Source organism: Pengzhenrongella phosphoraccumulans (assembly GCF_045689905.1).
GTDB classification, from domain to species: Bacteria; Actinomycetota; Actinomycetes; order Actinomycetales; family Cellulomonadaceae; genus Pengzhenrongella; species Pengzhenrongella phosphoraccumulans.
Map to the genome: position 1 here is coordinate 3003181 of NZ_CP144210.1, position 26467 is coordinate 3029647.

General features: G+C 72.1%; 24 protein-coding genes and 1 pseudogene. 14 read left to right on the forward strand and 11 right to left on the reverse strand.

What is annotated here, in order from left to right; all coding sequences use genetic code 11:
* The first annotated feature begins 102 nt into the window (after positions 1-102).
* The 6 genes from VTA80_RS13855 to VTA80_RS13880 all read left to right on the forward strand — a co-directional run bounded on the left by VTA80_RS13855 (position 103) and on the right by VTA80_RS13880 (position 3730).
* On the forward strand, positions 103-516 hold the full coding sequence (locus VTA80_RS13855; RefSeq protein WP_407341681.1) for a TetR/AcrR family transcriptional regulator: 414 nt from the start codon (positions 103-105) through the stop codon (positions 514-516).
* Positions 438-707: a hypothetical protein gene (locus VTA80_RS13860; protein WP_407341682.1), complete on the forward strand. Its 270-nt coding sequence runs from the start codon at positions 438-440 to the stop codon at positions 705-707. Before VTA80_RS13855 ends, VTA80_RS13860 begins: the two co-directional genes overlap by 79 nt.
* Positions 708-774: 67 nt before the next feature.
* Positions 775-1542: an ABC transporter ATP-binding protein gene (locus VTA80_RS13865; protein ID WP_407341683.1), complete on the forward strand. Its 768-nt coding sequence runs from the start codon at positions 775-777 to the stop codon at positions 1540-1542.
* An 8-nt stretch (positions 1543-1550) separates the two neighbouring features.
* Positions 1551-2270 (forward strand): ABC transporter permease, encoded by a 720-nt coding sequence (locus VTA80_RS13870; RefSeq protein WP_407341684.1) that lies wholly within the window; start codon positions 1551-1553, stop codon positions 2268-2270.
* Complete coding sequence (locus tag VTA80_RS13875) at positions 2270-3061, forward strand: sirohydrochlorin chelatase (protein ID WP_407341685.1); 792 nt, start codon at positions 2270-2272, stop codon at positions 3059-3061. Before VTA80_RS13870 ends, VTA80_RS13875 begins: the two co-directional genes overlap by 1 nt.
* Positions 3062-3070: 9 nt before the next feature.
* Complete coding sequence (locus VTA80_RS13880; protein ID WP_407341686.1) at positions 3071-3730, forward strand: copper resistance protein CopC; 660 nt, start codon at positions 3071-3073, stop codon at positions 3728-3730.
* 43 nt (positions 3731-3773) lie between these two features.
* Here the strand turns inward: VTA80_RS13880 and VTA80_RS13885 are convergent, their stop codons facing one another.
* The gene (locus tag VTA80_RS13885; RefSeq protein WP_407341687.1) at positions 3774-4343 is read right to left on the reverse strand and encodes an NYN domain-containing protein; all 570 of its coding nucleotides are present in this window, start codon (positions 4341-4343) and stop codon (positions 3774-3776) included.
* 51 nt (positions 4344-4394) lie between these two features.
* Positions 4395-5438 carry an LLM class flavin-dependent oxidoreductase gene (locus tag VTA80_RS13890; RefSeq protein WP_407341688.1) on the reverse strand — a complete coding sequence of 348 codons (1044 nt, stop codon included), beginning with the start codon at positions 5436-5438 and terminating at the stop codon, positions 4395-4397.
* A gap of 215 nt (positions 5439-5653) precedes the next feature.
* Between VTA80_RS13890 and VTA80_RS13895 the strand changes: the two genes are divergently transcribed.
* Genes VTA80_RS13895 through hemQ form a run of 3 tightly spaced genes read left to right on the forward strand, consistent with a single transcriptional unit; the run spans position 5654 to position 8191 of the window.
* On the forward strand, positions 5654-6169 hold the full coding sequence (locus tag VTA80_RS13895) for a flavodoxin domain-containing protein (RefSeq protein ID WP_407341689.1): 516 nt from the start codon (positions 5654-5656) through the stop codon (positions 6167-6169).
* Between the two features lie 58 nt (positions 6170-6227).
* Positions 6228-7421 carry a ferrochelatase gene (locus VTA80_RS13900; RefSeq protein ID WP_407341690.1) on the forward strand — a complete coding sequence of 398 codons (1194 nt, stop codon included), beginning with the start codon at positions 6228-6230 and terminating at the stop codon, positions 7419-7421.
* A 44-nt stretch (positions 7422-7465) separates the two neighbouring features.
* Positions 7466-8191, forward strand: a complete 726-nt coding sequence (gene hemQ / locus VTA80_RS13905; protein ID WP_407345776.1) for a hydrogen peroxide-dependent heme synthase — start codon at positions 7466-7468, stop codon at positions 8189-8191.
* Positions 8192-8340: 149 nt separating this feature from the next.
* Here the strand turns inward: hemQ and VTA80_RS13910 are convergent, their stop codons facing one another.
* Entirely contained in the window at positions 8341-9381 is a 1041-nt protein-coding gene (locus tag VTA80_RS13910; protein ID WP_407341691.1) for an LLM class flavin-dependent oxidoreductase, read from the reverse strand.
* Between the two features lie 317 nt (positions 9382-9698).
* On the opposite strand from VTA80_RS13910, the gene VTA80_RS13915 reads away from it, so the two are divergent.
* Positions 9699-10931: a DUF222 domain-containing protein gene (locus VTA80_RS13915; protein ID WP_407341692.1), complete on the forward strand. Its 1233-nt coding sequence runs from the start codon at positions 9699-9701 to the stop codon at positions 10929-10931.
* 56 nt (positions 10932-10987) lie between these two features.
* On the opposite strand, the gene VTA80_RS13920 is transcribed toward VTA80_RS13915, so the two are convergent.
* Positions 10988-11800, reverse strand: a complete 813-nt coding sequence (locus VTA80_RS13920) for a hypothetical protein (RefSeq protein WP_407341693.1) — start codon at positions 11798-11800, stop codon at positions 10988-10990.
* A 323-nt stretch (positions 11801-12123) separates the two neighbouring features.
* Here VTA80_RS13920 and VTA80_RS13925 point away from each other — a divergent pair, with 323 nt between their 5' ends.
* Positions 12124-12525, forward strand: a complete 402-nt coding sequence (locus VTA80_RS13925; RefSeq protein WP_407341694.1) for a hypothetical protein — start codon at positions 12124-12126, stop codon at positions 12523-12525.
* A 40-nt stretch (positions 12526-12565) separates the two neighbouring features.
* Complete coding sequence (locus VTA80_RS13930) at positions 12566-13363, forward strand: hypothetical protein (RefSeq protein WP_407341695.1); 798 nt, start codon at positions 12566-12568, stop codon at positions 13361-13363.
* A 188-nt stretch (positions 13364-13551) separates the two neighbouring features.
* Here VTA80_RS13930 and VTA80_RS13935 read toward each other — a convergent pair whose 3' ends face one another.
* The 5 genes from VTA80_RS13935 to VTA80_RS13955 all read right to left on the reverse strand — a co-directional run bounded on the left by VTA80_RS13935 (position 13552) and on the right by VTA80_RS13955 (position 21100).
* Entirely contained in the window at positions 13552-14946 is a 1395-nt protein-coding gene (locus VTA80_RS13935; protein ID WP_407341696.1) for a recombinase family protein, read from the reverse strand.
* A gap of 18 nt (positions 14947-14964) precedes the next feature.
* Positions 14965-15150: a hypothetical protein gene (locus VTA80_RS13940; RefSeq protein WP_407341697.1), complete on the reverse strand. Its 186-nt coding sequence runs from the start codon at positions 15148-15150 to the stop codon at positions 14965-14967.
* Between the two features lie 146 nt (positions 15151-15296).
* A complete protein-coding gene (locus VTA80_RS13945; RefSeq protein WP_407341698.1) occupies positions 15297-18731 on the reverse strand; it encodes a hypothetical protein in 3435 nt (1144 codons plus the stop codon).
* A 132-nt stretch (positions 18732-18863) separates the two neighbouring features.
* Positions 18864-20138 (reverse strand): Glu/Leu/Phe/Val family dehydrogenase, encoded by a 1275-nt coding sequence (locus VTA80_RS13950; protein WP_407341699.1) that lies wholly within the window; start codon positions 20136-20138, stop codon positions 18864-18866.
* Between the two features lie 125 nt (positions 20139-20263).
* Complete coding sequence (locus VTA80_RS13955) at positions 20264-21100, reverse strand: M15 family metallopeptidase (protein ID WP_407341700.1); 837 nt, start codon at positions 21098-21100, stop codon at positions 20264-20266.
* Positions 21101-21215: 115 nt separating this feature from the next.
* Between VTA80_RS13955 and VTA80_RS13960 the strand changes: the two are divergent.
* Positions 21216-21731: pseudogene (locus tag VTA80_RS13960) on the forward strand (SRPBCC family protein); the annotation flags it as partial.
* Here VTA80_RS13960 and VTA80_RS13965 read toward each other — a convergent pair.
* Positions 21700-22125, reverse strand: a complete 426-nt coding sequence (locus VTA80_RS13965; RefSeq protein WP_407341701.1) for a type II toxin-antitoxin system VapC family toxin — start codon at positions 22123-22125, stop codon at positions 21700-21702. The pseudogene VTA80_RS13960 and the gene VTA80_RS13965 sit on opposite strands and share 32 nt — an antisense overlap.
* A 39-nt stretch (positions 22126-22164) precedes the next feature.
* Complete coding sequence (locus VTA80_RS13970) at positions 22165-22995, reverse strand: helix-turn-helix domain-containing protein (protein ID WP_407341702.1); 831 nt, start codon at positions 22993-22995, stop codon at positions 22165-22167.
* 103 nt (positions 22996-23098) lie between these two features.
* On the opposite strand from VTA80_RS13970, the gene VTA80_RS13975 reads away from it, so the two are divergent.
* Entirely contained in the window at positions 23099-26392 is a 3294-nt protein-coding gene (locus VTA80_RS13975) for a bifunctional proline dehydrogenase/L-glutamate gamma-semialdehyde dehydrogenase (protein WP_407341703.1), read from the forward strand.
* The last annotated feature ends 75 nt before the right edge of the window (positions 26393-26467 follow it).

Here is a 26467-nt window from a genome sequence, read left to right on the forward strand (position 1 = left end):
TACTTTGGTCCCGGTATCAGGTACATCGTTACCATTCCGTGATATTTGCCGGGTGGGAGGCCACCGCGAGGGCACTGCCCCGACCAGCGCTACGGTGCGGGGATGAGCACCGGCACTCCGACCCCGCGGTCCCGCGGGCCACGTCCCGCCGGCGAGGACACGCGCGCGGCGATCCTGGTCGCGGCCCAGGTCGAGTTCGCCGAGTCGGGGTTCGATGCGACGAGCGTGCGCGCGGTCGCTCGACGCGCAGGGGTCGACCCTGCGCTCGTGCGCCACTACTTCGGCAGCAAGAGCGACCTCTTCGTCGCGCTGAACGGGTTGCCGGAGCGCCCCGGACAGATCCTCGGTGCGCTCTTCGACGCCGGCACCGATGGCGTCGGTCGCCGCATGGTCGCCCTGTTCTTCACTCTCTGGGATACCCCGAGGGGCGGCAGCGCATGCGTGCCCTCATCGCAGCGGCGTCGTCCCGCGAGCCGGTGGGCTCGGGGTTGGCGGAGTTCATCGCCGCGGAGGTGACCGGCGCGATCGCGCCGCGACTGACCGGGCCGGACCCGGACCTGCGCGCCGAGCTCATCGCCTCGCACGTCGTCGGGCTGGCGATGGCGCGGTTCGTGCTGGGGCTCGAGCCGATCGCGTCGGCCAGCGAGGAGGAGATCGCGGTCTGGCTCGCGCCCAACGTGCAGCGGCTGATCGACGGCGGTCCATGAGGATCGGGGCCGGGCGGATCCACGCAGTCCCTTGCGGTCTGGGCTCTCGGAGAGGAGGATTCCTCACATGAAGAAATCAAGCGGTGCGGAACCTCGATCCCCCGGGGCGCACGCCGATCCCGCGGCCCCCGCGATCGCCGTCAGCGGTCTGCGGGTCGTGCGGGGCGGCAACGTCGTCCTGCCAGGCATCGACCTGACGGTCCCGACCGGCCGCCTCGTCGGGCTGCTCGGCCCCAGCGGGAGCGGCAAGACGACCCTCATGCGCGCCATCGTCGGCGTCCAGATCGTCGAGGCCGGCACGGTCGAGGTGCTCGGCCTTCCCGCGGGGGACCCGCGCCTGCGGCACGAGGTCGGCTACGTGACCCAGGCGCCGAGCGTGTACCCGGACCTCACCGTCGTCGAGAACCTGACCTACTTCTCCACCCTCCTCGGCACCGGGGCCGACGACGTCGACCGGGTCCTGGCCGCGGTCGATCTCACCACCAACGCCCGGCGCCGCGTCTCGAACCTGTCCGGCGGCGAGCTGTCCCGCGTCTCGCTGGCAGCGGCCCTGCTCGGCGCGCCGCGCCTGCTCGTCCTCGACGAGCCGACGGTCGGCCTCGACCCCGTGCTGCGGCGCGACCTGTGGAGCCTGTTCACGCGCCTGGTCGCGAGCGGCGTCACGATCCTCGTGTCCAGCCACGTGATGGACGAGGCGGTCCGGTGCGAGCGGCTGCTCCTGATGCGCGACGGCCGCCTGCTCGCCGACGAGACGCTCCCCGAGCTGCTCGAGCGCACCGGGGCGGCCGACGTCGAGCAAGCGTTCCTCACCCTCGTGGACGGAGCGGCCCGATGAGCCCGCGGATGAGCCTCGCCACCGCGGCCCGCGTGCTGCGCCAGATCCGCCACGACCCGCGCACGATCGCCCTGATCGTGGTGGTGCCCTGCCTCCTGCTGGGCCTGGTCGCGTGGATGTTCAACGGGACGCCGGTGCTCGACACGGTCGGGCCGCTGCTCCTGGGCGTGTTCCCGCTGTTCGTGATGTTCCTGGTCACGAGCGTGACCATGCTGCGCGAGCGGCTGGGCGGCACGCTCGAGCGCCTCATGACGCTGCCGATGCGGCGGGGCGACGTCGTCGTCGGCTACGGGCTCGCCTTCGGGCTGCTCGCGGCGCTGCAGGGCGTGGTGCTCGTGGCCGTGACCGTCGGGCTCTACGGGATGAACGTCGCCGGGCCGCTCTGGGCGGTCATCCTGATCGCCGTGCTCGATGCCGTTCTCGGCACGGCGCTCGGGCTCGCCTCGTCGGCGCTCGCGCGCACCGAGTTCCAGGCGATCCAGATGCTGCCGGTGATCATCATCCCGCAGCTGATCCTGTGCGGGCTGATCATGCCGCGCGACCAGATGCCGGCCGTGCTGGAGGCGATCTCCGTGGTGCTGCCGCTGACCTACGTGGTCGACGCGATGCAGGTGCTCTCGACCGACACCGACGTGAGCGCGATCTGGGGCGACGTCGGCGTGATCGCGGGCTTCATCGTGGTGGTGGTCGCCGTGGCCGCCACGACGCTCCGGCGCCGGACGCCCTGATGGCGACGGGCCCGACGGCGTCCGGTCCGTCGCCGTCCGGCTCGCCGGCGTCCGGTGCGGCGCCGTCCGGTGCGCTGTCGCGAGAGCCGGTGCTCATCGGTTGCTCGCACGGCACCGACAGCGTGGACGGTCGGCTCGCGATCGCCTCGATCCTCACCGACGTGCGCGCGGCCCGGCCGGGCCTCGAGGTCCGCGCGGCCTTCGTCGATCTTCAGAGCCCCGCGGTGGCCGACGCCGTCGCGGCGGTCGTGGGTCAGGGTCGGGCCGCGGTGGTCGTACCGCTGCTCCTGTCCGGGGGTTTCCACGTGCACGTCGACATCGCTGCGGCGGTTGCGAGCGACCGTGCGGTTGATGATCACCTCGCGGTGGCCACCGCGCCCCTCGGGCCCGATGCGCGGCTCGTCCGTATGCTCGTCGACCGGCTGGTGGCCGCCGGGGCCGCCCCCGACGACGCCGTCGTGCTCGCAGCGGCCGGCTCGACCGACCCGCGGGCCGCGGTCGCCGTCGACGAGGTCGCTGCCGCCCTGCGAGCAGCCTGGCCGGACGGTCCGATCACCGTCGGGTACGGCTCAGGCTCCACGCCGCGCGTGCCCGACGCCGTCGTCGCGGCCCGGGCCGCCGGCGCGCGGCGGGTGGTGATCGCGTCCTACCTGCTGGCGCCCGGGTTCTTCCTCGACCGGCTGCACCAGGCCGGGGCCGACATCGTGACGGCGCCGCTCGCACCCGACCCGCTCCTCGCCCAGATCGTGCTCGACCGCTACGACGCCGGGGCGGCGCAGCTCGGGACCTAGGCTCCGTCCATGACCACTGATCCTGCCCGCGCGACGGTCCGTCCCTGGGCGGCGGTGGCCCGCCTCGTCGCCCTGGCCTTCACCGCGCTCGTCGTCGTGTCGGCGGTTGCCGCGCCCGCCTCGGCGCACGACGTGCTCGAGGCGACCGACCCCGCCGACGGTTCGACCGTCGAGACCGCACCCGCCGCCGTGGTGCTCACCTTCTCCCAGGAGGTCGTCGCGCTCGGTACCGAGGTCCAGGTCGTGGGCCCCGCCGGTCAACCGATGAACGACGGTCCGGTCGCGGTGCTGGGCACGGTCGTCACGCAGAACCTCGCGGCCGACCGGCCCGCCGGGGCGTACACGGTGCAGTGGCGCGCGACGTCGTCCGACGGGCACCCCACGACCGGCGGGTTCACGTTCACCGCGACGGCCGCCGTCGTGCCGGCGACCGCACCGCCCGCCGTGGCGCCGACGCCGACCTCGCCGCCCCAGACGCCGTCGGCCACCCCGTCCGCGAGCGAGGGGACCGCCGTCGGGCCTACGGGCGAGGCGACGCCGCCGACCGAGGCGTCCGACGGCGCCCGCGGGCTCTCGGTCGGGGCGATCATCGCCGGGGTGTGTGCGTTCGCGCTCGCCGTCGTCAGCGCGAACTGGTGGCGACGTCGGCGAGCGGGCGCGCCGCAGTGAGGCCGCACCGAGCGCGACTGAGACCGCGCGCGCGTCAGAGGCGTCAGAGGTAGAGCAGCGGGTCGAACTCGTCGAGCGGGATGATCCGCAGGCGGGGGAGGTGCACGTTGAACGCGAGCACGTCGTGCTCGAGGTCGAAGAGCTCCAGGCCCTGCTCGGTGAGCTGGGTGAGGACGCCGGACGTGAACTCACGGAACGCGATCACGCCGACCCGGCGGTCGCCGCCGAGCAGCTTCTCGATGTCGGCGGCGAAGTCGCCGTCGTGGCTCGCGAGCACGACGTCGCCCGGCCGGTCGACCAGCGCGGCCAGCGTGCGCTGGATGCCGATGTCGACGACCTTCTCGTGCGACTCGCCCGCCAGCGGGATCGGCTGGTAGCCGAGGGCCATCAGCGCCTGGACGAACGCCATCGGCATGGTGCCCGAGGATGCGTTGAGGAAGAAGAGCCCCTTCGCGGGCTGTCCCCAGCGCCGTTCCGCGAACTCGAGCACCCGCTCCCACCGGGGACGCTGCTCGGGGGTCGGGCGCCCGTTGAGGATCGCCGAGCCGAGGGTCGCGTCGATGTTCTCGCCGTCGATCAGGACATAGGTGGTGCGCGGAGCTTCGGTTTGCACGGCTTCCAGCCTAAGCCGTGGAGAGCGGTGCGACGGATGAACCGGCGACGCCTATCCCGCGAGGTCGTCGAGCCCCGCGCGGACCAGCGGCGCGACCTGCGTGCCGAGCAGCTCGATCGACCGCAGGACCTGCTCGTGCGGCAGCGTCCCGACGCTGATGTGGAGCAGGAAGCGGTCGATGCCGAGCCTCGTGCGCATCCGCAGGATCTTCCCGGCGACCTCGCTCGGGTCGCCGAGCACGAGGGCCCCGGCCGGTGAGCGGGCCGCATCGAACGCCGGCCGCGTCATCGGACCCCACCCGCGCTCGCGCCCGAGCAAGGACATCGCCGCGGCGTAGGAGGGGTAGAACTCGGCGCTTGCCCGGTCGCTCGACTCGGCGACGTACCCGTGCGCGTGCACCCCGATCGGGGCCGACGCCGGGTCGTGCCCGCTCTCGAGCACGACGCGCCGGTGCAGGTCCGCGAACGGGACGAACTGGTCGGGCTGCCCGCCGATGATCGCGAGCGCCATCGGCAGCCCGCGCGACGCCGCGCGGACGACCGACTCGGGACTGCCGCCCACCCCGACCCAGATCGGCAGCGGGCCGGGCTCGGGGCGCGGATACACGCCCTGATCCCGCAGGGCGGCGCGGTGCTCGCCCTGCCAGGTGACGCGCTCGTGGTCCCGGATGGCGAGCAGCAGGTCGAGCTTCTCGGCGAACAGGGCGTCGTAGTCGTCCAGCGAGTAGCCGAACAGCGGGAACGACTCGATGAACGAGCCGCGGCCCGCAAGGATCTCCGCGCGCCCGCCGCTGATCAGGTCGAGCGTCGCGAAGTCCTGGAAGACGCGCACCGGGTCGGCCGAGCTGAGCACGGTGACGGCGCTCGTGAGCCGGATGCGCGTCGTGCGGCCGGCCGCAGCGGCCAGCACGATCGCCGGCGCCGACGCCGCGAAGTCCGCGCGGTGGTGCTCGCCGATGCCGTACACGTCGAGCCCGACCTGGTCCGCGAGCTCGATCTCTTCGAGCACGTCCCGCAGGCGCTCCCCGTGGGTCGTGACCTTTCCGGTCGTCGGATCGGGGTAGACCTCGGCGAACGTCGTGATCCCCAGCTCCACGTCGGTGCCTCCTGGTTCGTGGGTGAGCAGTCGGTGGACAGTGGTCCGGCGTCGGGCCCCGGTGGGTCATGCTGGCGACGTCATCTCCATCGTGCTCGCAGGTGGGGATGTGCGCCATGGTTCGTCGGGACCTCTGACCTGCAGGGATCGCGCGGACCACGGCCACCATGGAGCGACAGGTCCGGCGCGCGCCGGAGCGGTGAGAGGAAAAGGTCATGCGAGTTCTGGTAGCGGTTGCCTCCCGGCACGGCGGCACGCGGGAGATCGGCTCCCTCGTGGCAGCCGAGCTGCGCACGCGCGGGTACGACGCCGACGTGCGGGACCCGGAGAGCGTGGAGTCGATCGACGCGTACGGCGCCGTCGTCATCGGCTCCGCCGTCTACTCCGCGCACTGGATGCCCGCCGCGCGCGAGTTCGCCAAGCGTTTCGAGGCCGAGCTGCTGGCGCGTCCGGTCTGGCTGTTCTCCTCGGGCCTGGCCACGGCGCCCGCCGCCGCGGCGAACTCGCCCGCAGAGACCCTTGCGCTCATGCAGGCCATCGGCGCCACGAACCACCGGGCGTTCGGCGGCCAGCTCGACCGCGGCGTCCTCAACTTCGCGGAGCGCGCGATCATCGCCGCCGCGCGTGGCAAGGAGGGCGACCACCGCGACCTGGTCGCCGTCGTCGAATGGGCCCGCGAGATCGCGGACCGGCTCGACGCCGACGCCGGGACCACCACCGCGACCGCCTGACGAGGCTCGCGCGCCCAAGGGCGTGCGGGGTTGCCCGCGTCGATGGGATGATCGGTCGGTGCCCCCCCAGACAGTGCACCCTGATCCCGCGCGCCCCGGCCTGGCTGCAGACGCAGCCCGGCCGTACGACGCGATCCTGCTCTACTCGTTCGGCGGGCCCAACGCGCCCGACGACGTGCTGCCGTTCCTGCGCAACGTGACCCGGGGCAAGAACATCCCCGAGGCGCGGCTGGTGACGGTCGGCGCGCACTACGACCTCTTCGGTGGTCGGAGCCCGATCAACGGCCAGAACCTCGCGCTGCTCGACGCCCTGCGCGCCGAGCTGGCGAGCCGTGGCCTCGACGTGCCGATCGCGTGGGGCAACCGCAACTGGGAGCCGTACACCACCGACGCGCTCGCCGAGCTGCGCGCCGCCGGCGCGCACCGCGTGCTCGCGCTCGTGACCAGCGCGTACGGCTCGTACTCGGGCTGCCGGCAGTACCGCGAGAACCTCGCGCACTCGCTCGCCGAGCTCGCGGACCGGGTCGGTGGCGACGTCACGCCGGGCACCGTGCTCGCGGTCGACAAGCTGCGGCACTACTTCAACCACCCCGGCTTCGTGCAGGCCAACGCCGACGCCGTCGTCGAGGCCTACGCCGAGCTCGGTGGCGACGGCCCGCAGGCGCCGCTCGTCTTCGTGACCCACTCCATCCCGGACGTGATGGAGGAGGCGTCGGGGATGGCGCAGCCGAGCTACCGCACGCAGCACCTGGAGGTCGCCGCGCTCGTCGCCGCGCAGGTCGGCGAGCGGCTCGGCCACCCGGTCGCCTGGCACCTCGCCTACTGCTCGCGCTCCGGACCGCCCCACCAGCCGTGGCTCGAGCCCGACGTGAACGCGCTGCTCGGCGACCTTGCCGGGGCCGGCACGCGCTCGGTCGTGCTGTCGCCGATCGGGTTCGTCTCGGACCACATGGAGGTCGCCTTCGACCTCGACGTCGAGGCGCTCGAGACCGCGCGCGAGCTTGGCCTCAAGGCGGTGCGGGCGGGTACTGTCTCGACCCGACCCGCGTTCGTGTCGGGGCTCATCGACCTCGTGCTCGAGCGGGCCGCTGCCGAACGCGGCGAGGACGTCGAGCGCGTGACGACCGGTGCGCTCGGTGCCTGGCCAGATGTCTGCCGTCCCGGCTGCTGCCGGCAGCGCGCGGGCGTCGACAGCGGGATCCCGGCCGCGTGCGGCGAAGACTCGAACCCGACCCAGTGGAGTGCTCAGTGACGGACAACCCGACATCCGGCGGCATCATCAGCGCGGCCGACGCCGTGAGCGCGGCCCGGGCGGCGAACGCGAAGCAGCCCGCGGGTGACCCGAACGACCAGATCCGGTACGCGATGTGGTCCGTGTTCGCGATCGAGGAGGCCCTGCCGGCCGACGACGTCGCGCGCGGCCTGATGGTCGCCGAGGCGGAGGCCGCCGTCGTGACCGGCGGGGGAGACCTCGTGCTGCGCGGCTGGTACGACGTCAGCGGCCTGCGTGCCGATGCCGACCTGATGGTCTGGTGGCACGGCGACTCGATCGAGGCCGTCCAGGGCGCGTACCAGCGCCTGCGCCAGAGCGAGCTCGGCCGGCACCTGCTGCCGGTCTGGTCCGTCGCGGCGCTGCACCGTCCGGCCGAGTTCAACCGCGGCCACCTGCCGGCGTTCCTGTCCGGCGAGGCGCCGCGCGACTACCTGTGCGTGTACCCGTTCGTCCGGTCCTACGAGTGGTACCTGCTGCCCGAGGCCGAGCGCCGGCAGATGCTCATCGAGCACGGCCAGGCCGCGAAGGACTACCCGGACGTGCGCGCCAACACGCTCGCCGCGTTCGCGCTCGGCGACTACGAGTGGATCCTGGCGTTCGAGGCGGACGAGCTGCACCGGATCGTCGACCTCATGCGCGAGATGCGCAACACCACCGCCCGCCGCCACGTCCGCGAGGAGCTCCCGTTCTACACGGGCCCGCGCGTCAGCCTGAGCGACTGGTCCGACCGCCAACCCCTCGACGACTGACCCCCTACTCATCACCCCCGCACCAACACCCGCACCACCTCCGTAAGGCCGGCACGGCCCCGCGAACTCGGAGGTTTGCCTCGAGATAGGACACTGCGGTGTCCGAGTTCGAGGCAAACCTCCGAGTTCGCGGGCGGTGGGGCTGGGGGTTACGCCCGCCAGGCCGAATTCAGGTGGGTGAGAGTGTCGAGTCTTGTCCGGACGTCGTGGGTGGTTGCCGTGATCAGGAGCTCGTCCGCCCGGGTGGTCTCGATCAGGCGGTCCAGCTCTTCCACGGCGGCCTCGGCGGTCGTGGCGATCTGGGTGCCGGGCAGCTGCGCCAGCACCTCCTCTGCAGCGGTGCCGCGCAGGCCCGCGAGGGTGGCGGCGGCGGCGTCGGGCGTGACGATCGGAGCGAGCCGGCCGGTGCGCAGGCTGAGCGCCATCACCCGGCTGGGGCCCGCCAGGTAGGTCGCCTCCTCGTCGGAGTCCGCGATGATCACGGACGCGCTGACCATCGCGTGCGGCTGGGCGAGCTCGGGCGACGGACGGAACTCCGCGCGGTAGGCGGCCAGTGCGGCCAGGGTCTGGGTCGCGCCGAAGTGGTGCGCGTAGGCGAACCGGATGCCGAGCGCCGCAGCGAGCCGTGCGCTGAACGTGCTGGAGCCGAGCAGCCAGACCTCAGGGGACGACGACGGCGCCGGCGTGGCCGAGAACCGGCGGACCAGCGCTGACGGTGCGCGCCCCGACTGCTGGCCGAGCAGGCCGAGCACGTCCAGCAGCTCGGCCGGGAACTCCTCGGCGCCCAGGCCGTCGGTGGTGCGCCGCAGGGCCGCGGCGGTCGCTGGGTCGGTGCCGGGTGCGCGCCCGATCCCCAGGTCGATGCGCCCCGGGTGCAGTGCCTCGAGCATCGCGAACTGCTCGCCGACGACGAGCGCCGGGTGGTTGGGCAGCATCACGCCGCCCGAGCCGACCCGGATGCGGGTGGTCGAGGCGGCCAGGTGCGCGATCAGGACGGCGGGGCTGGTCGACGCGACGGCCGGCATGTTGTGGTGCTCGGCCACCCAGAAGCGCGCGAATCCGAGTTCGTCCGCGTGCCGGGCGAGCCGGGTGCTCGCCGTCAGGGCATCCCCGCTGCTCGCGCCCGCGCTCAGCGGGGAGAGGTCGAGGACGGACAGCGGGACCCGGTGGGGCTGTGCGCTCCGGGTCATCGGATCGGGGGTGGCGTCGGGACTGGAGCTCGGGGCAACACGGGTAGCGGGCACGCCAGGGCCAACGCGCACCTGCATCGGAATGCTTCCCGTGCCAGCGGCCCGGTGCTCCTCCCCGGCCGGCTGCTTCCGGTGCTCCGTCTCGAAACTGCCGGCGAGAAGCTCGGCCGAACCCCTTGACCGGTTCCCTCGGATCAGCGTAGCATTAGCACAGGTGTTCGACGACGATCACCACTCGAGTTCCGCGCGATGCGGCTCGAAAGCGGGAGGGGGCAGCGGTGGACGCGACTGGCGGGGGCAGCACGACTGCTCAGTGCGTGGCGCGTCGGCGTGTGGCCGATCTCCAAGCCGCCGCCGTGCTGCTTGCCGCTGACAGCTCCGACGCCAAGGAATGGTCCGGCCCGGACCGGCACGCGGTGTTCGCTGACCTGACCCGCACCATCGACACCCTGACCGCGACCCGGGCCGCCGTGCTGATCGCCGAGCGCGACGCGGACACCTGGCGTGGCCACGGTGACCCCGACCTCAGCGGCTGGGCCGGGCGCGTGACCCGCCTGGGCAAACGTGGCGGCACCGCCCAGGTACGCCAGGCCACCGAGCTCGACGCGGTCCCGGAGGTCGTGGTTGCCGTCACGCACGGGCGCATCCCGCTGGAGCACGCCAAGATCATCGCCAAGATCGCCGCCACCGGCACCCCCGCGCAGCGCGAAGCAGCCACCTCACCTGCCGGCCAAGAGGCCCTCGTCGAGCTCGCCACCACTCAAGACGCCGGTACGTTCGAGAAGTCCGCCGACCGGTGGGCCGCCACCCTGGACCCCGAGGGCCTGGAACGCGACCACCAGGCCCAATACCGCAAGCGCTACTTCCAGGTCACCACCGGCCCGGGCGGGTCTCACCTGCGGGGGTTCCTCGACACGATCACCGGACGAAAGCTCACCCTCGCGTTGGAGGCCGTCACCGGACGCCCGGGCGTCGACGACGACCGCGACTTCGGCCAGCGCAACGCCGATGCCCTCACCTCGTTGGCGACCGCCGCTCTGGGTGATCCGACCATCAAGCCCGGCGCCCACGTCCCCCCGCAGATCTCGCTGATCCTGACGGAAGCGACCTGGATCGCAGCCCAGGCCGACCGCGAACGACGGCGCGCTGCGCTGACCACCTTCGGCTTCCCCGTGACGCTGGAGGCAGACAGTGACGCCGCGCACGAGTGCGACGGCCACGCGCCGAGCGCGCCGGCCGCTTGGGTACCCGCCAGCTACGAACCTGCCACCCTCGAGGACGGCACCCCGGTCCCGGACAGCGAACTGAGCCAGATGATGTGCGACTGCGAGCTGACCCGCATCGTGGTGAACGCAGACGGCATCCCGCTGGACCTGGGCCGCACCGAGCGACTGTTCACCGGACCTCAACGCAAGGCCGTCATCGCCCGCGACCGCGAGTGCGCCGTGCCTGGTTGCTCCGCCCACGCCCGCTGGTGCAACGTCCACCACATCAACTGGTGGACCCGCGATGGCGGTTTTACCTCTGTCGACAACCCGACAAGTCGCTAATACACCCCGATCTGCTGCACGGTCCTCAGGGCGGCAGTCCCCGGGCGACTGAGCACTCAGGCGAGCCGAGTCCAAAGCGCCGTCGCGATCAGGCCAGCAACTACGGCCCCGAGGCCCGAGAGGAAAAGCGAGCGATACCGCACGAATCTTGAACGCTCACCCAATCCGAGAAGTTCTAGCGTTGGGAACGCCCACATGAATGTGGCGAGAATTCCAACTGAGACCACCGAGAGAAGTGTCGGTATGAGGATCTCTTGCCATTGATACTGATTGTCCTTTGGTGCCCAATTGAGGAAATGCACCATGCGTCCGCCAAAGTAGGTGGCGGCCACCATTACGGGCGCAAGCAAGACGAATCCGACTTGGGCTGGGACCCTTGTCGGGCCTGTCGTCGATCGATCTAGAACGTCCACGATCCTCGCCATAAGACCTTCAACGCTTGTCCGGTCGGGCCCGCGGACGTCTACTTCGATTCCGGCCGAGAGCCCGCTGGCGAGCCGGAACGATGCGGACGCGTGGACCAACTCAGGCGGCTTCACGAGGGGTGCAGTGCTGCCGTCGTCGGTGCCGTAGCGCATGTTGATCTCATGCGAATTGTACTTGTTCGTCTCCGCTAGCCACCATTCCCGGTCGACATCAATGTCTACCCAGACGTCCCTTACTCGGCGCAAATCTTTGACGTGAAGTCCGTCAAGCGCTGCAGGATCGTTGGAGGTCTCGGTCAACTTGTTCGCGTATGAGATGCGCACCTCGACCTTGGATCGAATGCCGCTCCACTGCGACAAGACCGTCGATGCAAGATCGATCGCTGCTGTCAGTTCCGAGCTCGGACCGGACCAGCGCTGCCAACTGTGGCTTTTGGTGAACACGTGAGGAGCCTAGTCCTCGACGCCCTCAGCATTCGGGACTCTGCTGGGGCCAATGCAATCGGTCCTTGTCCTGGGGTCCCCAGGCTTTGGTGAGCCTGATGGCGCGGCGCAGCCGCGCTCTTGACTTGAAGTAGCAACATAACTCGGGCGGGCCTGACGCGGGTCTACGCGAGCCAACCGCGGGGCTCGGTGGCAAGGACGCAGCGCCCGGAGCCCCGCAGGGGCGAGGACGAACGGTCCGCGGCAGCCCCGCGGAGCGTGTTGTGCCTCGGGTGTCGTGACAACTGCGCTAGTCTCGGATTCCGGGACTAGAGGAGGCCTTCGTGACTGACTTCCGATCGCAGCGCATGCCGACGCCTGACGGCGAGGGGATCGCCAAGAGCAAGTGGGAACGGGCATGGGACGGCTACGTCAAGGCTGTGCGCCCTCTCACTGATCCACTCGCCAAGCCGCTCGCGCCGCTGCTCATGCCGATCGCTCGCGGGGCGACCTTCGACCTGATCGGGTTCTGGTTCGTCTGGCACACCTGCGGCGGGTTCGAGAACATGCAGGCTCAGACCGGGATGAGCCGGTCGGCCATCTACCGTCGGATCTCGATGTTCCGCCGTGTGTTCGGCGAGCACCCGGACGTCTACCGGTTCCCCGGTGTCGACGTCGACCTGAACGCAGTTTTAAGCGCCGCGGTGAAGGCGGCGAACGACACGCCGGAACCCGTAGTCCCGTAATGCGGGACTAGCGCGCTTGGGTCTTCTATAGTCCCGGAACATGGGACTAGACGCGGGGACGGTGAGCAGCGACGTTGCTGTCCTGCCTGCGTTGACTCCCCGCTCGGCGGGGTGGGTCCTCTCCTTGGTGCCGCGAGCCGGTGAGGGCGGCGGCTGCTTCGTGTCGTCCCTTCCGCCCAAGCGCTCGGCCTACGTCGCTCGCGGGAACGCCCACGACCCGCAGCGGGCCGCTGAAGAGGCCGGGCGCCGAGCACGCAAGAGCCTGCGCCAGTACTGCGCGGCCAACCGCTTGAACCGGCTGGGCACACTCACCTACGCCGGAGCCGGGTGCCACGACCCACGCCAGATCCGCGCCGACGTCGGGGAGTTCTTCCGGGCGCTGCGCGAGGGGCTGGGCGGCGACCCGCTGGCCTACGTGTGGGTGCCCGAGTGGCACAAGACCGGCCACGGTCTGCACGCGCACTTCGCGGTCGGACGCTTCGTGCCTCGTTCGCTGATCAAAGCGGCGTGGGGCCGGGGCTTCGTCCACATCAAACTGCTCGGAGACCTGCCGGTGGGATCGGGGTCGCTCGCCGAGGCGCGCATGGCCGCTCGGTACCTGTCCAAGTACGTCACCAAGACGTTCACCGACGACACCGCGCGGGTCCAGGGCTTGCACCGCTACGACGTCGGCCAGGGCTTCCAGCCCCAGGTCGTCCGCTTGCGGGGCCGCAGCTCGGACGACGTGATCGGGCAGGCGTCGGAGATCTTCGGGATGGCGCCGGCCTACCGGTGGTCCTCGGCGGACGTTGAGGGCTGGTCCGGTCCGCCGGCGATCTGGGCCGCGTGGGCCGGATGATCTCGATGGGCTTCGATCCGGTCTGGCTGGCCGCGTTCGTCAAGGCGTCCTGCGACGCGCAGGGCCTCGCGGTCAAGATCACTGATCCGGTCGTGCTGGCTCGGGTGGGCGCCCTGTTGGGGGTCACGACCGATGGCAGGCGCGCGCACGGGGCGCCAGCCCCGAGCACGCCAGCCCCCGCCGTGGCCTCACAGCCGCCAAACGGGCTGCACCCTGGACGGCTCGAACCTGCGCGCCCCGGAGACACCCGCGCCGATGGTCGCGTAGTCCAGCAGCGCGCCCACGACCGACGCCTGGCGTTCGAGATTCTGGTCCGCCCAGCCTTCGGCTAGTTCCTGGCCGTTGCCGACCAAGCCCGCCAGGGTGCTGCTCCCGGCGAACTGCGCCAGTTGCCGCTCGGTGTCCCGGATGCGCTTGTCGATCGGCTCGCGCGCGGTGCGCCACTCCGCCGCCGAGATCTCCCGCGCCGAGTACATCAACGCCAGTTCGTCCATCTGCGTGCGGTCAGCCTCCAACTCGCCCATCAGCGCCACCTGCCGGTCGTCCACGCTCGCGCGCCCCGCCAGGGCATCGGCCACCTCGGGGCTGTCCAACCGGTGCAGCACCATCGCCGCAATCAACTTCTCCACCGGCTCCGCGACCGCCGACAACCGCCCGCACCCGCCGTGGTCGGGACCCGACAGGCACACATACCGGCGGCGCTCGCCGCGCGCCGAGGAGTACAACCGGTTGCCGCATTTGCCGCACCGCAGCATCCCCGAGAGCAGATACCGGCGCGGAGCGCGACGCCCGGAGACCTTCTTCGCCGCGAACATCGCAAGGACCTGGGTCCGCTGGGCCGGGGTCAAGATCGCGTCCCACACCGCCTCGCCCACGACCTGGCCGTTGTGCTCGCGCAGGCCCGCCGTGCGCGGGTTGCACAGGATGCGGCGCAGGGTCGGGGTGCGCCACTCCCCGGCGCCGGTCACGGTGGGCACGTGCTGGGCGTTCAGCCACATCGCCAGCGACCGCACGGACTCTCCGGCCAGGTAGCGCAGCGCGATCGCACGGATGACCTCGGCCTCGGACTCGACCACGGTGATCCGGTCCGCGGCGTACCCGTAGGGGCGCAGGTTGCCGCCGTTGGGTAGTCCCTGCTCGGCCAGTTGCTGGTGCTTGCGCAGGATCCGCTGGGACCTGCGCCCGGACTCCTTGGCCGCGAACGCCGCGAAGATCCGCGCCATGAACAACCCGTCGTCGTTGCCCAGGTCGATGTCGGCGGTGACCGTAGCGACGTGGCGCACCCCGGCGCGCTCGCACAGAGCGGAGAACTCCTCGAGTTGGATGGGCTGGCGGGTCAGGCGGTCCAGGTTGTAGACGATCACCGCGTCCCGGTACCCGTCCCGCAGGTCAGCCAGCATCCGCTCGTAAGCCGGGCGCGGTTTGCCCTTGTACGCGGACAGGTCGTTGTCGATGTACTCCTCAGCGACCGTCCAGCCCTTCTCCTTGGCGAGCCTGCGGCAGTCTTCGACCTGGCGCGCGACGCCGAGCGCCTGGCCGGTCGGGTCGGAGGAGATCCGGGCGTAGATCGCGGCTGTCTTCACAAGGGGTCACATTAGCGATCAGCGAGCAACGGCGTCCTGCTCTGCAACTTCCACCATCACGAGGTTCACCGCCTCGACCTCACGATCACCCGACATGTCGTCGACACCGGCCGCTGCAGCGCCACTCTCGCCCGGGTCCGGTACGAGTTCCGCGACCGACGTGGCCGAGCGGTCTGGGCCACAGCTGATCGCGAACCCGAGCAAGACGCGAGTCGGAATCCAGGCGGCGGAGCAGAACCCCCGGGTTCGGCGGACCAGCAGGATCTGCTCGACTTCCTCGTCGCCTAACGGCCTCGGCGGCTTGCCCGAGCTCGGATCCCTCGTGCCCGCGTCGGAGTCCCTCTCTCGGGCTACCCCGGGATCTGGACCGTGAGAGCCGTGACCCGGCCGTCGCGCCGGAAGATGCTCGCGCTCACGTCGGCGCCGAGGACCCCGCCCGCACCGCTTACCGACGACCCATCGTCGAGGTAGGCGACGACCTCAAGGAAATCGCCGCGGTGGTACACGACCGGGACCTGGCAGAACGTGTACCCGAGCGAGCCCGCGGGCAGGTCGATCGACCGGGGCGTCCCGGTGACGTCGAGGTAGGCGAACGACCCGGGCGTCGTCGTCCACTCGGTGGCGCGGAGCAGAACGGGGCGGATGGCGATCCGGCCGTCCTCGACCCGCAGGCCGAGCTCGCCGAGGCGGGTGAGGATCTCCTCCTTGACCTGCCCGGTCATGCCCGGCTGCCGGGCACCGTGCCCGCCCGGGGTGTGCGAGTACGGGTCGGTCGGGAACGCACCGTAGACCTCGGGCGACTTGCAGTACCCGAGCCCCGCGCGGACCTCCTCGTAGATCCCGGCCAGGGCCGTGACCGTGGCGGGATCGGCGCCCTCGGCGACCGCGCGCTCGACGTTCTCCTGCACCGCGAGCAGCACCTTGGACACCATGTGCCAGTAGATGCTGCCCAGGCCCTCGAACGCGAAGAAGGACCCGGACCGCCCGGTGAACTGCGCGTGGTGGAACACGCCCTCGAACAGGTCGAGCATCGCGGCGCGGTCGCGCTCGGCGGCGACGGCCCAGGCGGGGTCGGCGGCCAGCGCGTCGAGGGCGGCGGTGACGTCGTGGGCATTGTGCAGGTGCGCGGCGAAGTGGAAGTCACCGTCGACGTCGTGCACCACGAGGCTCCGGTCCCCGGCCGCGACCAGCAGACCGACCAACGGGCACGCCGCCGCCACCGCGGCATCGAACGTGTTGTGGGCGAGGAAGCCCGGCAGCACCTTGTCCGGGTAGAGCGTGTAGCTGTTCTGGTCGGCGCGGTACAGCGCGCTCGCGCGCAGGCCGCGGAGCAGGATTACGGCCTGCGCCGGGTCGAGCAGCCCGCTCGAGAGGATCGCGACCTGGCCCTCGAGCATCGGTGCGAGCCGCTCGATGCGTGCCTCGCCGCCGATCAGCGCGAGCACGTTGTACGAGTGGAAGAGCCCGTCCGTGCGCCGGTTGGCCCGCAGCCCCGCGTCGACGTAGCGCTGCGCCACGTCGAGCAGGGCGGTGATCTCGTCCGCGCGCACCGTGGTGCGCTCGCCGCTGAAACCGTCGTAGACGCGCTTGCGGTATGCGGTGCCGGCCTCGCCAAGGTCGTCCATGGCGCGCTTGCGGTCCTCGTCGTCGAACCCGACGGCGAGGTTGCCCGCGTGGTCGGCGAGCGCGGTGCGTACCCCGGTGATCAGGTCCCGCAGCTCGCCGGTGACCTCGACGTCGACCATCAGCAGGTCCCGCAGCCGGCGCAGGTACCGGTCGAGGTAGGCGAGCGTCACGACCGACAGCCCCTTGCCGACCAGGGCGTTGTTGGCGTCGTTCCACTCGGGGCGCTGGGTGTTCATCCAGATGCCGCCCTCGGGCACGAGGTTGACCAGCTTGGCCAGCAGGAGCAGCAGCAGCTTCTCGCCCAGCGTGACCCGGACCAACCCGCCCGCGGCGTCGTGCACGAGCCGGCCGTCCCCGCCCTCGGCGGTGACGCGTGCGGCGATCACGGCCGCCTGCTCGACGTCGTACGCAATCGTCTCGTACGGGTCGCGCACGATCGCGTCGTAGGTCGCGATCCGGTAGGGCACGTCGGAGTGCGTGAACGTCGCGGCGTTCACCAGGGCGTCGAGGCGGCCCGGGTGGAAGCGGTGCGAGGTCTCCAGCAGCTTGAGCGCGTAGATGATCTGGTGGTCGTTCCAGTACCCGATGTTCGCCCACGGGTTGCCGGGCTCCGGGACCTCCCAGTCGATGCCCGCGCGCGAGATCCGGTACGGGTTGTAGCCGTCCGCGGTGGTCGCGTCGAGGAACACGGTGACCATCGACTCGACGTACTCGGGGAACGACCAGGCGAGCGCCTCCCAGTTCTGGAAGATGTCGCGCCAGTTGCCCTGGAACTCGAGCAGTGGCGCACCGGCGGCGTCGCGCAGCGCGATCCGGAACTGGTTCCAGGGGCGGCTCGGGTCGCCGTGGCGACGGCTGAACGTGAGCGGCAGGTACTCCGTCGCGAGGCGGACGAGGTCGACGTCGCCGTCGGCCCGGGCGATCGCGACGAGCTCGTCGGCGCGCAGGCGCGGCGGCAGGGCGGCCAGGACTGCGGCGCACCGCAGCGCCGTCGGGCGGCTGCGCTGGGCGACGAAGGCGCGCACGTCGGCCGCGCTGACCGAGTAGCCGTCGGCGGGCAGGCCGCCGCGCAGGGTGTTGAACAGGACGTTGGCCAGGTGGTGGGCCGTGGCGAGCTCGTCGCCGGTGTGCTGCGCCGCGTCGGCCGCGTCGAGGATCGCGGTCAGGTCCGTGCGGGTGCGGTCGAGGTCCGCGTCGAGCTCCGCGGCGAGCACGGCCGGGTCGCGCAGCCGAGCCCGCAGCGCGACCACCTGGGCGGCGTCCTGGTCGACGTCGGCCGCGATGCGCCAGCGGCGACGCTCGCCGGGCGCCAGGGTCAGCCGGGCGTTGACCAAGTACGCCCCGCGCTCCCCGCGGACGTCCGTCTCGGCGGTGATCGCGGTCCCGCGCACGAAGGCCGGAACCTGTCGCGCGGAGAGCAGGACCTTGGTGTCGCTCAGCCCGACCTGCCACGCGACGTTGGCCTCCAGCGACTCGCTCGGTTCGGCGAGGTCGGTGAGCTTCGAGTTCAGGAAGACCATCGCCAGCCCGCAGGGGTCGACCTCGCAGCGCTTGTAGGCGTCGAGCAGGTTGCTGAACTCGTTCTGCAGCTGGACCGTCGCGCCCGCCGGGAGCAGGTTGAGCAGGCCGTCGAGCAGGTCAATCTCCACCGGGTCGGTCGACGACGAGGCGAGCTCGCACGTGCGCACGACCCCGAACCGGTCGCTGACCTGCCAGGACACCCGCAGGCGCAGGGCGAGGTCGGGCCGGGTCTCCTCGAACACCAGGGTCGTGCCCAGCACGTCCTTGTACAGGACTCGCTCGGCGTGCGGGTCGCCCGGGCGCAGCGTGGCGAAGGGCTGCCAGGTCGCGCCGGCGCCGCCGGGCAGCTCGACGTGCAGCACGCTCAGCCCGCCCGTGCGGCCGGCGCTTTCGGTGACCTTGTCGTCCGTGTAGTACGGGAACAGCGCGTGGCCCGCGTCGGTGCGGCCGGCGGTGAGCCCCCCGGTGCTCGAGATGAAGAGCCAGACGTCGCTCGCGCTGACGATCGTCATGAAGAACGGCGGGATCTGCTCGTAGTCGGAGATCCGGTAGAACCGGCGCCCGTCGAGATCGACGTGCCTGCCCTCGGGGCCGTCCGAGGCCGGGTTCGACGGCGTGCTACCGGAGGTGTTGATCACGGCGAGGTCCTCTGCATCGGTGCGGTGGGAGCGCTCTCACAGTAGCGCAGATCCACCCGCCGGCGTGCCGTCCCGCTCGGGAGGCAGAGCCGATCGGTGCGGCCGGGCGAGGACCCGGCCGCACCGCGTCGATCAGGGGTACAGACCCCGGATCTGGTGGGCCTCCGCCACCCGCCGCACGCCGATGGTCAGGGCCGCGTCGCGCAGGGTGAGCCCGTCGGCGCGCGCGACCTGCGCGACCGTCGAGTAGGCGCTGAGCATCCGGTGCTCGAGGCGCTCCTCGATCTCGCGCTCGGTCCACCAGTACGCCTGGTTGGCCTGCACCCACTCGAAGTAGGACACGACGACGCCGCCGGCGTTGGCGAGGATGTCGGGCACGACCACGATGCCGCGGTCGGCGAGCACCTGGTCGCCGGCCGTCGTCGTCGGCCCGTTGGCGCCTTCGACGACCCAGCGCGCCTTGACGGTCGCGGCGGTCTTGTCGGTCAGCACACCCTCGACGGCGGCGGGGATGAGCACGTCGACGTCGAGCGCGAGCAGCGCGGCGTTGTCGATCGGGTCCGCGCCGGCGAAGCCCACGACGCTGCCGGTCGCCGCGACGTGCGCGAGCAGCGAGGCGACGTCCAGCCCGCCCGAGGCGTAGATCCCGCCGTACTGGTCGCTCACGGCGAGGACCTTCGCGCCCGCCTCGGCGAGGAACCGCACGGCGTGCGAACCGACCTTGCCGAACCCCTGCACCGCGACGCGCACCTCGTCGAGGCCCACGCCGGCGTCGGCCAGGGTCGCGCGGGTCGCGTGCACGACGCCGCGGGACGTGGCCGTCGCGCGACCGAGCGACCCGCCCATCGCGAGCGGCTTGCCGGTCGTCACGGCCGGGATCGTGTAGCCCTTGTTCACCGAGTAGGTGTCCATGACCCAGGCCATGGTCTGCTCGTTGGTCCCGATGTCCGGCGCCATGATGTCCCGCTCCGGGCCGATCATCGGCATGATCTCGCTGGTGTACCGGCGGGTCACCCGCTCGAGCTCGAGCTTGGAGTACGCGCGCGGGTCGATCGTCACGCCACCCTTGGCCCCGCCGTACGGCAGGTCGACGACCGCGCACTTCCAGGTCATGAGCATGGCGAGCGCGCGGATCTCGTTGCGGTCGACGTTCGGGGCGTAGCGCAGCCCGCCCTTGCCCGGACCGCGCGAGATGTTGTGCTGGATGCGGTAGCCGCGGAACAGCGAGGTGGTCCCGTCGTCGCGGCGCAGCGGGATCGCGACGTTGATCTCGCGCCGGCAGGTGGCGAGCATCGCGTGCAGCCCCTCGTCGTACCCGAGGATCTCCACCGCGTTCGTGAGCTGGGCCTGCGCGGTCTCCAGGGGAGTGGCGGTGGGGGTTTCGGGGGGAGTGCCGGACTCGGTCATGCAGATCAACCTCCACGGTGGGCGGATGGGGTGGTCGGCGCCGTTGCCGACCGGTCGAACGGGTTCCGCGCCCCCACCCTGCCACCCTCCCGCGCGCGCCGGGTCGGCGCGCGGCCGCCCGAGCGCTACGGGGCGTACTCGAAGTGCCAGTACTCGGGATAGGCGGCGTCGGCGCGCGCTCTCGCGGGCGCGCTCCAGCCGAAGGCCGGGCCGTTCGCCACGAGCCAGGCGTACCGCGGCGTGGCGAACCCGTACACGTCCGGCCACTCCTGCACGTCCAGCGCGAGGCCGAGGCCGTGGTTCGAGGTGCCGGGCTCGGCTGCCACGCCGCCGAAGTACGCCCGGATGGCCACCTGCTCCTCGTACGAGCGGTAGGTGAGGTCCATCGCCAACGACTCGCCGAACTGCGCGCGGAACGAGTCGTTGAGCCGGGTCAGCGCTCCGGCGGCGTCGCAGCGCAGGTATTGCGGGCTGCCGATCTCGTCCGTTCCCCAGCCGATCAGGCACATGGCCGACGCCGGCATGTGACCGTTCGAGCCGTCGCCGTCGGCGGTCGGGATCGACGTCACCCACACCGGGACGCCGGGGGAGGCGGGCGCGGGGCTGGCCGACGGCGATCGGGGCGCGGGGGTCGGCGCTGTTGCATCAGCCGCCGCCGCAGCAGCATCAGCCGCCGCTGCGGCCGCCTGCGCGGTCGCGGCCTCGCGCAGGGCGACCTCGGCGGACCGGGAGTGCTCGCGGCGGGCCGCGGCCAGCAGGACGGCCTCGGCGCGCTCGACCTCGTGCAGGTCCGCCTCGGCCCGGGCCCGGTGCTCGAGAGCGATCGCCGTCGTGCGCTCGGCGGCCGCGGCGCGCTCCGCGCGGAGCTCGGCCCCCGCGACGAGCGCGACGAGCGCGACGCTCAGGCACGCGATCGCGACCCGGCGCGAGGGACGCCGTCGGGCCTTGCGGTGGCGGGTCATCCGGTCATCGAGGCGCGATCGGGGCGGGTGTCACCGGTCCATGATGACCCACGGCCTGCGGTCGGTTTGTGCGGGTCTGCCGTCGGTCAGCCGTCGCCAAGCCTCAGGTGCCCCGTGGGTGAGCAAGTACGCCGAACCGTGGGCCGCCGGGCTCACGGACCTCAAGACCCGAATGGAGAGTTCGATGGAGAAGGTGTTCGAGATCTACATCCGCACCACCCCCCAGGCGCTGTGGCACGCGATCACGGACCCGGAGATCCGGGGCAAGTTCCAGTTCGGCAGCACGATCGCGTCCGACTGGACGCCGGGCTCGCGCATCGAGATGACGAACCCCAGGTCGCCCGGCCTGCTCGGCGACGGTGAGGTGCTCGAGATCGATCCGCCGCGGCGCCTCGTGCACACCCTGGTCGCGCGCTGGGGCGAGGACGTGCTGAGCGAGGGCCCCTCGCGGGTCACCTGGGAGATCGAGCAGGTCGCCGACTCCTGCCGGCTCACGGTCACCCACGACCAGCTGCGCGACGGCGCCAACGAGCAGCTCTACGGCGGCTGGCCGATGATCCTGTCCGGGCTCAAGACGTGGCTCGAGACCGGCGAGGTGCTCACGACCCCCGGGTCGCTGCTGTACGGCTGACGAGCAGGTCCTCGAGGGGCGCCACCCGCACGAGGCCCCGCACGGCGACGGCGAGCTCCGGGTCGAGCGTGACGAACGCGTCGGCCTGGAGCTGGGTCAGGGCGATGTACTCCGCGTCGAGCGTGTCGGGCCAGCCCAGCCGGTCGGCGACGTCCCAGGCGACGCGCTGCAGGACGCGGTCCCCGAGCAGCCGAAGCCGCAGCCCGCGCACGTAGGCGAGGTGGTGCTCGGCGTCCGCCCGGGTCATCTCCCCGCTGCGCACCGCGCGATACGCCAGCGCCAGGACCTGGGAGCGCACGAGCGTCGGGGCCAGGACCTGGTGCTCGTCGGGGATCACCGCCTCGTCGCGGGCCAGGAGCAGGGCGACATCCGGTCCGATCACGAATCTCGTCATGGAGATCACCTTCACCGGGTCAGGGCTGGACGACCCGCCTCACGGTAGGGGGACGGCGTGCGCTCTGCTCGCCGTCACGCCGCGGTCCGGCAGCGCGCGCCGCCGGAACTGCGCCGGGGTGTCGCCGGTCAGTCGCCCGAACGTGCGAGTGAGCACCGACTGGTCGTAGAACCCCGACCGCGTCGCGACCTCGGCGATCGACAGGTCCGAGGAGCTGAGCAGCGCGGCGGCGTGGTCGATCCGGGCGCGCAGCACGAACTGCTGCGGGGACAGCGAGAACACCTTGCGCATGCGCCGGTCCAGGGTCGACGGCGAGCAGCCGGCCGCCGCGGCGAGGTGCGCCACGGTGATCGGCTCGGCGAGCTGTTCGTGCACGAGCGCGACGACTCGGGAGAGCGAGTGCACGGCGACGTCGGCCGTGTCGTAGGTGCGCAGGTCCTGCGACATGCTCACGAGGCCGACGACGACCGAGTCGACCCGGACCGGAAGCTTTGCCGTGAGGTACCACCCCGGCAGCCCGCCGGGCCGCCGGATGAGCTCGAGCTCGTTGCGCAGCGGCTTGCCCAGGTCGAGCACCGCGCGGTCCTGGGCGGTGTAGTGCTCGGCGAGCTGGGGGACGAACAGGTCCTCGGAGCGTCGGCCGAGCACCCCGCGGCGCGAGCGCTCGCCGGTGCGGTCGACGAACGCCTGGTTGACCGCGACGTACCGACCGCCCGAGTCCTTCGCGCAGAACAGCGTCGCGGACAGCTCGTTCATGAGCTGGAGCATCTCCGGGCCCAGGGCGCGCAGGACGACGACGGCGGCGGGCCACGAGGGAGCGGCCTCGCGCGCGCCGGCGGTCGTCATCGTGATCGCGGGTCGTGATGCCATGTCAGCCGAGAGAGTACCCGTCGGGCGATCGGTGGGTTTGTGTCGGGTGGGGCGCCCAACGAATACAAGACACGAAGGCCGATCGACGCCGATGATCTGGAGTATGACTACGAGCACTGTGTCCCTCACCGACGCCGCCATCGCCCTGGCGAACCGGTGGGTCGAGTCCACCGCCGCCGGTGAGACGCCGCGCGAGAAGCGCACCACCGGGCGGCTCGCCGCGCTCGTCTCGGACCCGGCGGGCCTCGAGCTGGCCGTCCGGTTCGTCGACCGGGTCGCGCGGCCGCAGGACATCGCGGTCGCGGCCCGTGAGCTGGCCGGGCTGGCCGCCTACACCGACGCCGCCGGGAGCTTCCTCGGACCGGTCGACCGCACGCTGCTCGGGCTCGGCACGCGCGCGGCCCCGCTGCTGCCGCGCGTCGTCGTGCCCGCCGCGCGGATCCGCCTGCGCCAGCTGATCGGGCACCTCGTGGCCGACGCCGGGCGCGGGCTCACCGCGCACATCGCCGCCGCGCGCGCCGAAGGATTCCGGCTCAACCTCAACCTGCTCGGCGAGGCCGTGCTCGGTGAGGGCGAGGCGGCGAGCCGCCTGGCGCGCGTCCGCGCGATCATCGAGCGGCCCGACGTCGACTACGTGTCCATCAAGGTCTCGGCGGTCGCGAGCCAGCTGTCGACGTGGGACACGGCGGGCAGCCGCGACCGGGTCGTGGCCCAGCTGCGACCGCTGTACCTGGCCGCCGCGCGCCACGGCACGTTCCTCAACCTCGACATGGAGGAGTACAAGGATCTCGCGCTGACCACGGCGGTGTTCGAGCGGATCCTCGTCGACCCCGAGCTGCGCGACCTCGAGGTCGGCATCGTGCTGCAGGCCTACCTGCCGGACGCGCTCGCGGCCCTGGACGAGATCACGGCGATGGCCGAGCGCCGTCGGGCCATCGGCGGGGCCCGGATCAAGGTCCGCCTGGTCAAGGGCGCGAACCTCGCGATGGAGCTCGTCGAGGCCGAGCTGCACGGCTGGGCGCAGGCCACCTACTCGACCAAGGCCGAGGTGGACGCCAACTACGTGCGCCTGGTCGAGCGCGCGCTGCTGCCCGAGCGGTCCGCCCACGTCCGCGTCGGGGTCGCGAGCCACAACCTGTTCCACGTCGCGTACGCGCACCTGCTGGCCGCGGAGCGCGGCGTGAGCGAGGCGCTCGACATCGAGATGCTGCAGGGCATGGCGCCCGCGCAGGCCCGGGCCGTGCGGGGCGACGTCGGGCGCGTGCTGCTGTACACGCCGGTCGTGGCGAAGGAGGACTTCGATGTCGCGATCTCGTACCTGATCCGGCGCCTGGAGGAGAACGCCGCGGCGCAGAACTTCCTGCACTCGCTGTTCGCGCAGGGCGGTGCACCCGACCCGCAGACGCGGCTCAAGGGTCAGCGCGAGGCCTTCCTCGCCTCCGTCCGGGACAGCCAGCTGCCCTCGACGCAGCCGCGCCGGCAGCCGCGCGCCGCCCTCGTCACGCCGACGGTCGACCAGCCGTTCACCAACACGCCCGACACCGACGCCGCCGTCGCGCAGTCGCGCCGGTGGGCCGCCGACCTGGTGGTGCGCGAGGTGCCGGTGCCCCCGGCCGCGACGATCGAGTCGGTCGAGGACGTCGACGCCGCGATCGCGCGCGCGTCCGCCGTCGCGGCCGGCTGGGCCGGAACACCCCCGCACGACCGCGCCCGGATGCTGCGGCTGGCCGCGGACTACCTCGAAGACGCGCGCGGCGACCTTGTCGCGACCATGATCGCCGAGCCCGGCAAGACGATCGCCGAGGCGGACCCCGAGGTCAGCGAGGCGGTCGACTTCGCGCGGTACTACGCCGACCAGGCCGAGCTCCTCGCCGACGGCGCGGTCCCCGGCGCGGTGTTCCGGTCGCACGGCCTGACCGTGGTGACACCGCCGTGGAACTTCCCGGTCGCCATCCCGATGGGCTCGGTCCTGTCGGCCCTCGCCGCGGGTTCGCCGGTGCTCGTCAAGCCCGCCAAGCGCACCCCGCGCTGCGTGCAGGTCGCCGTCGCGGCCGTGCACCGCGCGACGGACGAGTGCGGCGTGCCGCGCGACGTGCTCCAGGTCGTGCTGTCGCCCCAGGGCGAGGCCCGACGGCGGCTCGTCACGCACCCGGACGTCTCCCGGGTCGTGCTGACCGGTTCGATCGAGACCGCGGAGCTGTTCTCGTCCTGGCGCTCGGACCTCGAGGTGCTCGCCGAGACCTCGGGCAAGAACGCGCTCGTCGTGACCCCGTCGGCCGACGTCGACCTCGCCGTGGCCGACATCGTGCGGTCCGCGTTCGGGCACGCCGGGCAGAAGTGCTCGGCGCTGTCGCTGCTCATCCTGGTCGGCTCGGCCGGCCGGTCGGACCGGCTGCGCCGCCAGCTCGCGGACGCCGTCAGCTCGTTGCGGGTCGGCCCGGCGACCGACCTCGCCACCACGGTGGGACCGCTGACCGAGCCGGCGTCGGGCAAGCTGCTGCGGGCCCTGACGACGCTCGATCCGGGCGAGACGTGGCTCGTCGAGCCGCGCCGGCTGGACGACGACGGCTACCTGTGGACGCCGGGCGTCAAGCACGGCGTCGCGCCCGGGTCGTTCTTCCACCTCACCGAGGTGTTCGGCCCGGTCCTCGGGGTGATGCGGGTCGAGACCCTCGCCGAGGCGATCGAGCTGCAGAACGCCGTGGCCTTCGGGTTGACCGGCGGGATCCACTCGCTCGACGAGGACGAGATCGCGAGCTGGCTCGACCGGGTCGAGGTCGGCAACGCGTACGTCAACCGGCACATCACAGGCGCGATCGTCCGCCGGCAGCCGTTCGGCGGCTGGAAGGCCTCCTCGGTCGGACCCGGCGCGAAGGCGGGCGGGCCCAACTACGTGGCCGAGCTGGGCAGCTGGTCCGACAGCCCCGAGGTCCCCATGGACGACGCCGCCTGGCTCGCCTGGGCCGCGGCCGACGACGCGCGCTGGTGGCAGGACGAGTTCGGTGCCGAGCACGACCCGAGCGGCCTGCGGGTCGAGGCGAACGTGCTGCGCTACCGCCCGATCCCGCACATGACCGTGCGGGTGGGGGCCGGGGCGGTCGAGCGCGAGGTCACGCGCGTGCTCGCGGCGGCCAGCCGGGCGGGCGTGCCCGTGACGCTCAGCCGCGCCGAGGTCGAGGCCGACGACGCGTTCGCGGCCCGCGTGCGCGAGGGCCGGGTCGGCGGACGCATCCGCGTCGTCGGCCAGGCGCCAGGCCTGCGCGAGGCCGCGCGGACCCGCGTCGGCGAGGTCACGGTCCTGGACGCCCCGGTCCTGGCCAGCGGCCGCCGAGAGCTCCTGACAATGCTCCGCGAGCAGTCCATCAGCCAAACCCGGCACCGCTTCGGCCACGTCTAACCCCAGCCGCCGAACTCGGAGGTTTGCCTCGAACTCGGACAGCAGGGTGTCCTAGTTCGAAGCAAACCTCCGAGT

Excerpts from the sequence above, each read along its gene's own strand:
- VTA80_RS13855 (WP_407341681.1), top strand. The coding sequence starts at position 103 with ATGAGCACCGGCACTCCGACCCCGCGGTCCCGCGGGCCACGTCCCGCC.
- VTA80_RS13860 (WP_407341682.1), top strand. The coding sequence starts at position 438 with ATGCGTGCCCTCATCGCAGCGGCGTCGTCCCGCGAGCCGGTGGGCTCG.
- VTA80_RS13865 (WP_407341683.1), top strand. The coding sequence starts at position 775 with ATGAAGAAATCAAGCGGTGCGGAACCTCGATCCCCCGGGGCGCACGCC.
- VTA80_RS13870 (WP_407341684.1), top strand. The coding sequence starts at position 1,551 with ATGAGCCTCGCCACCGCGGCCCGCGTGCTGCGCCAGATCCGCCACGAC.
- VTA80_RS13875 (WP_407341685.1), top strand. The coding sequence starts at position 2,270 with ATGGCGACGGGCCCGACGGCGTCCGGTCCGTCGCCGTCCGGCTCGCCG.
- VTA80_RS13880 (WP_407341686.1), top strand. The coding sequence starts at position 3,071 with ATGACCACTGATCCTGCCCGCGCGACGGTCCGTCCCTGGGCGGCGGTG.
- VTA80_RS13895 (WP_407341689.1), top strand. The coding sequence starts at position 5,654 with ATGCGAGTTCTGGTAGCGGTTGCCTCCCGGCACGGCGGCACGCGGGAG.
- VTA80_RS13910 (WP_407341691.1), bottom strand. The coding sequence starts at position 9,381 with ATGACCCGGAGCGCACAGCCCCACCGGGTCCCGCTGTCCGTCCTCGAC.
- VTA80_RS13930 (WP_407341695.1), top strand. The coding sequence starts at position 12,566 with ATGGGACTAGACGCGGGGACGGTGAGCAGCGACGTTGCTGTCCTGCCT.
- VTA80_RS13950 (WP_407341699.1), bottom strand. The coding sequence starts at position 20,138 with ATGACCGAGTCCGGCACTCCCCCCGAAACCCCCACCGCCACTCCCCTG.
- VTA80_RS13955 (WP_407341700.1), bottom strand. The coding sequence starts at position 21,100 with ATGACCCGCCACCGCAAGGCCCGACGGCGTCCCTCGCGCCGGGTCGCG.
- VTA80_RS13965 (WP_407341701.1), bottom strand. The coding sequence starts at position 22,125 with ATGACGAGATTCGTGATCGGACCGGATGTCGCCCTGCTCCTGGCCCGC.
- VTA80_RS13970 (WP_407341702.1), bottom strand. The coding sequence starts at position 22,995 with ATGGCATCACGACCCGCGATCACGATGACGACCGCCGGCGCGCGCGAG.
- VTA80_RS13975 (WP_407341703.1), top strand. The coding sequence starts at position 23,099 with ATGACTACGAGCACTGTGTCCCTCACCGACGCCGCCATCGCCCTGGCG.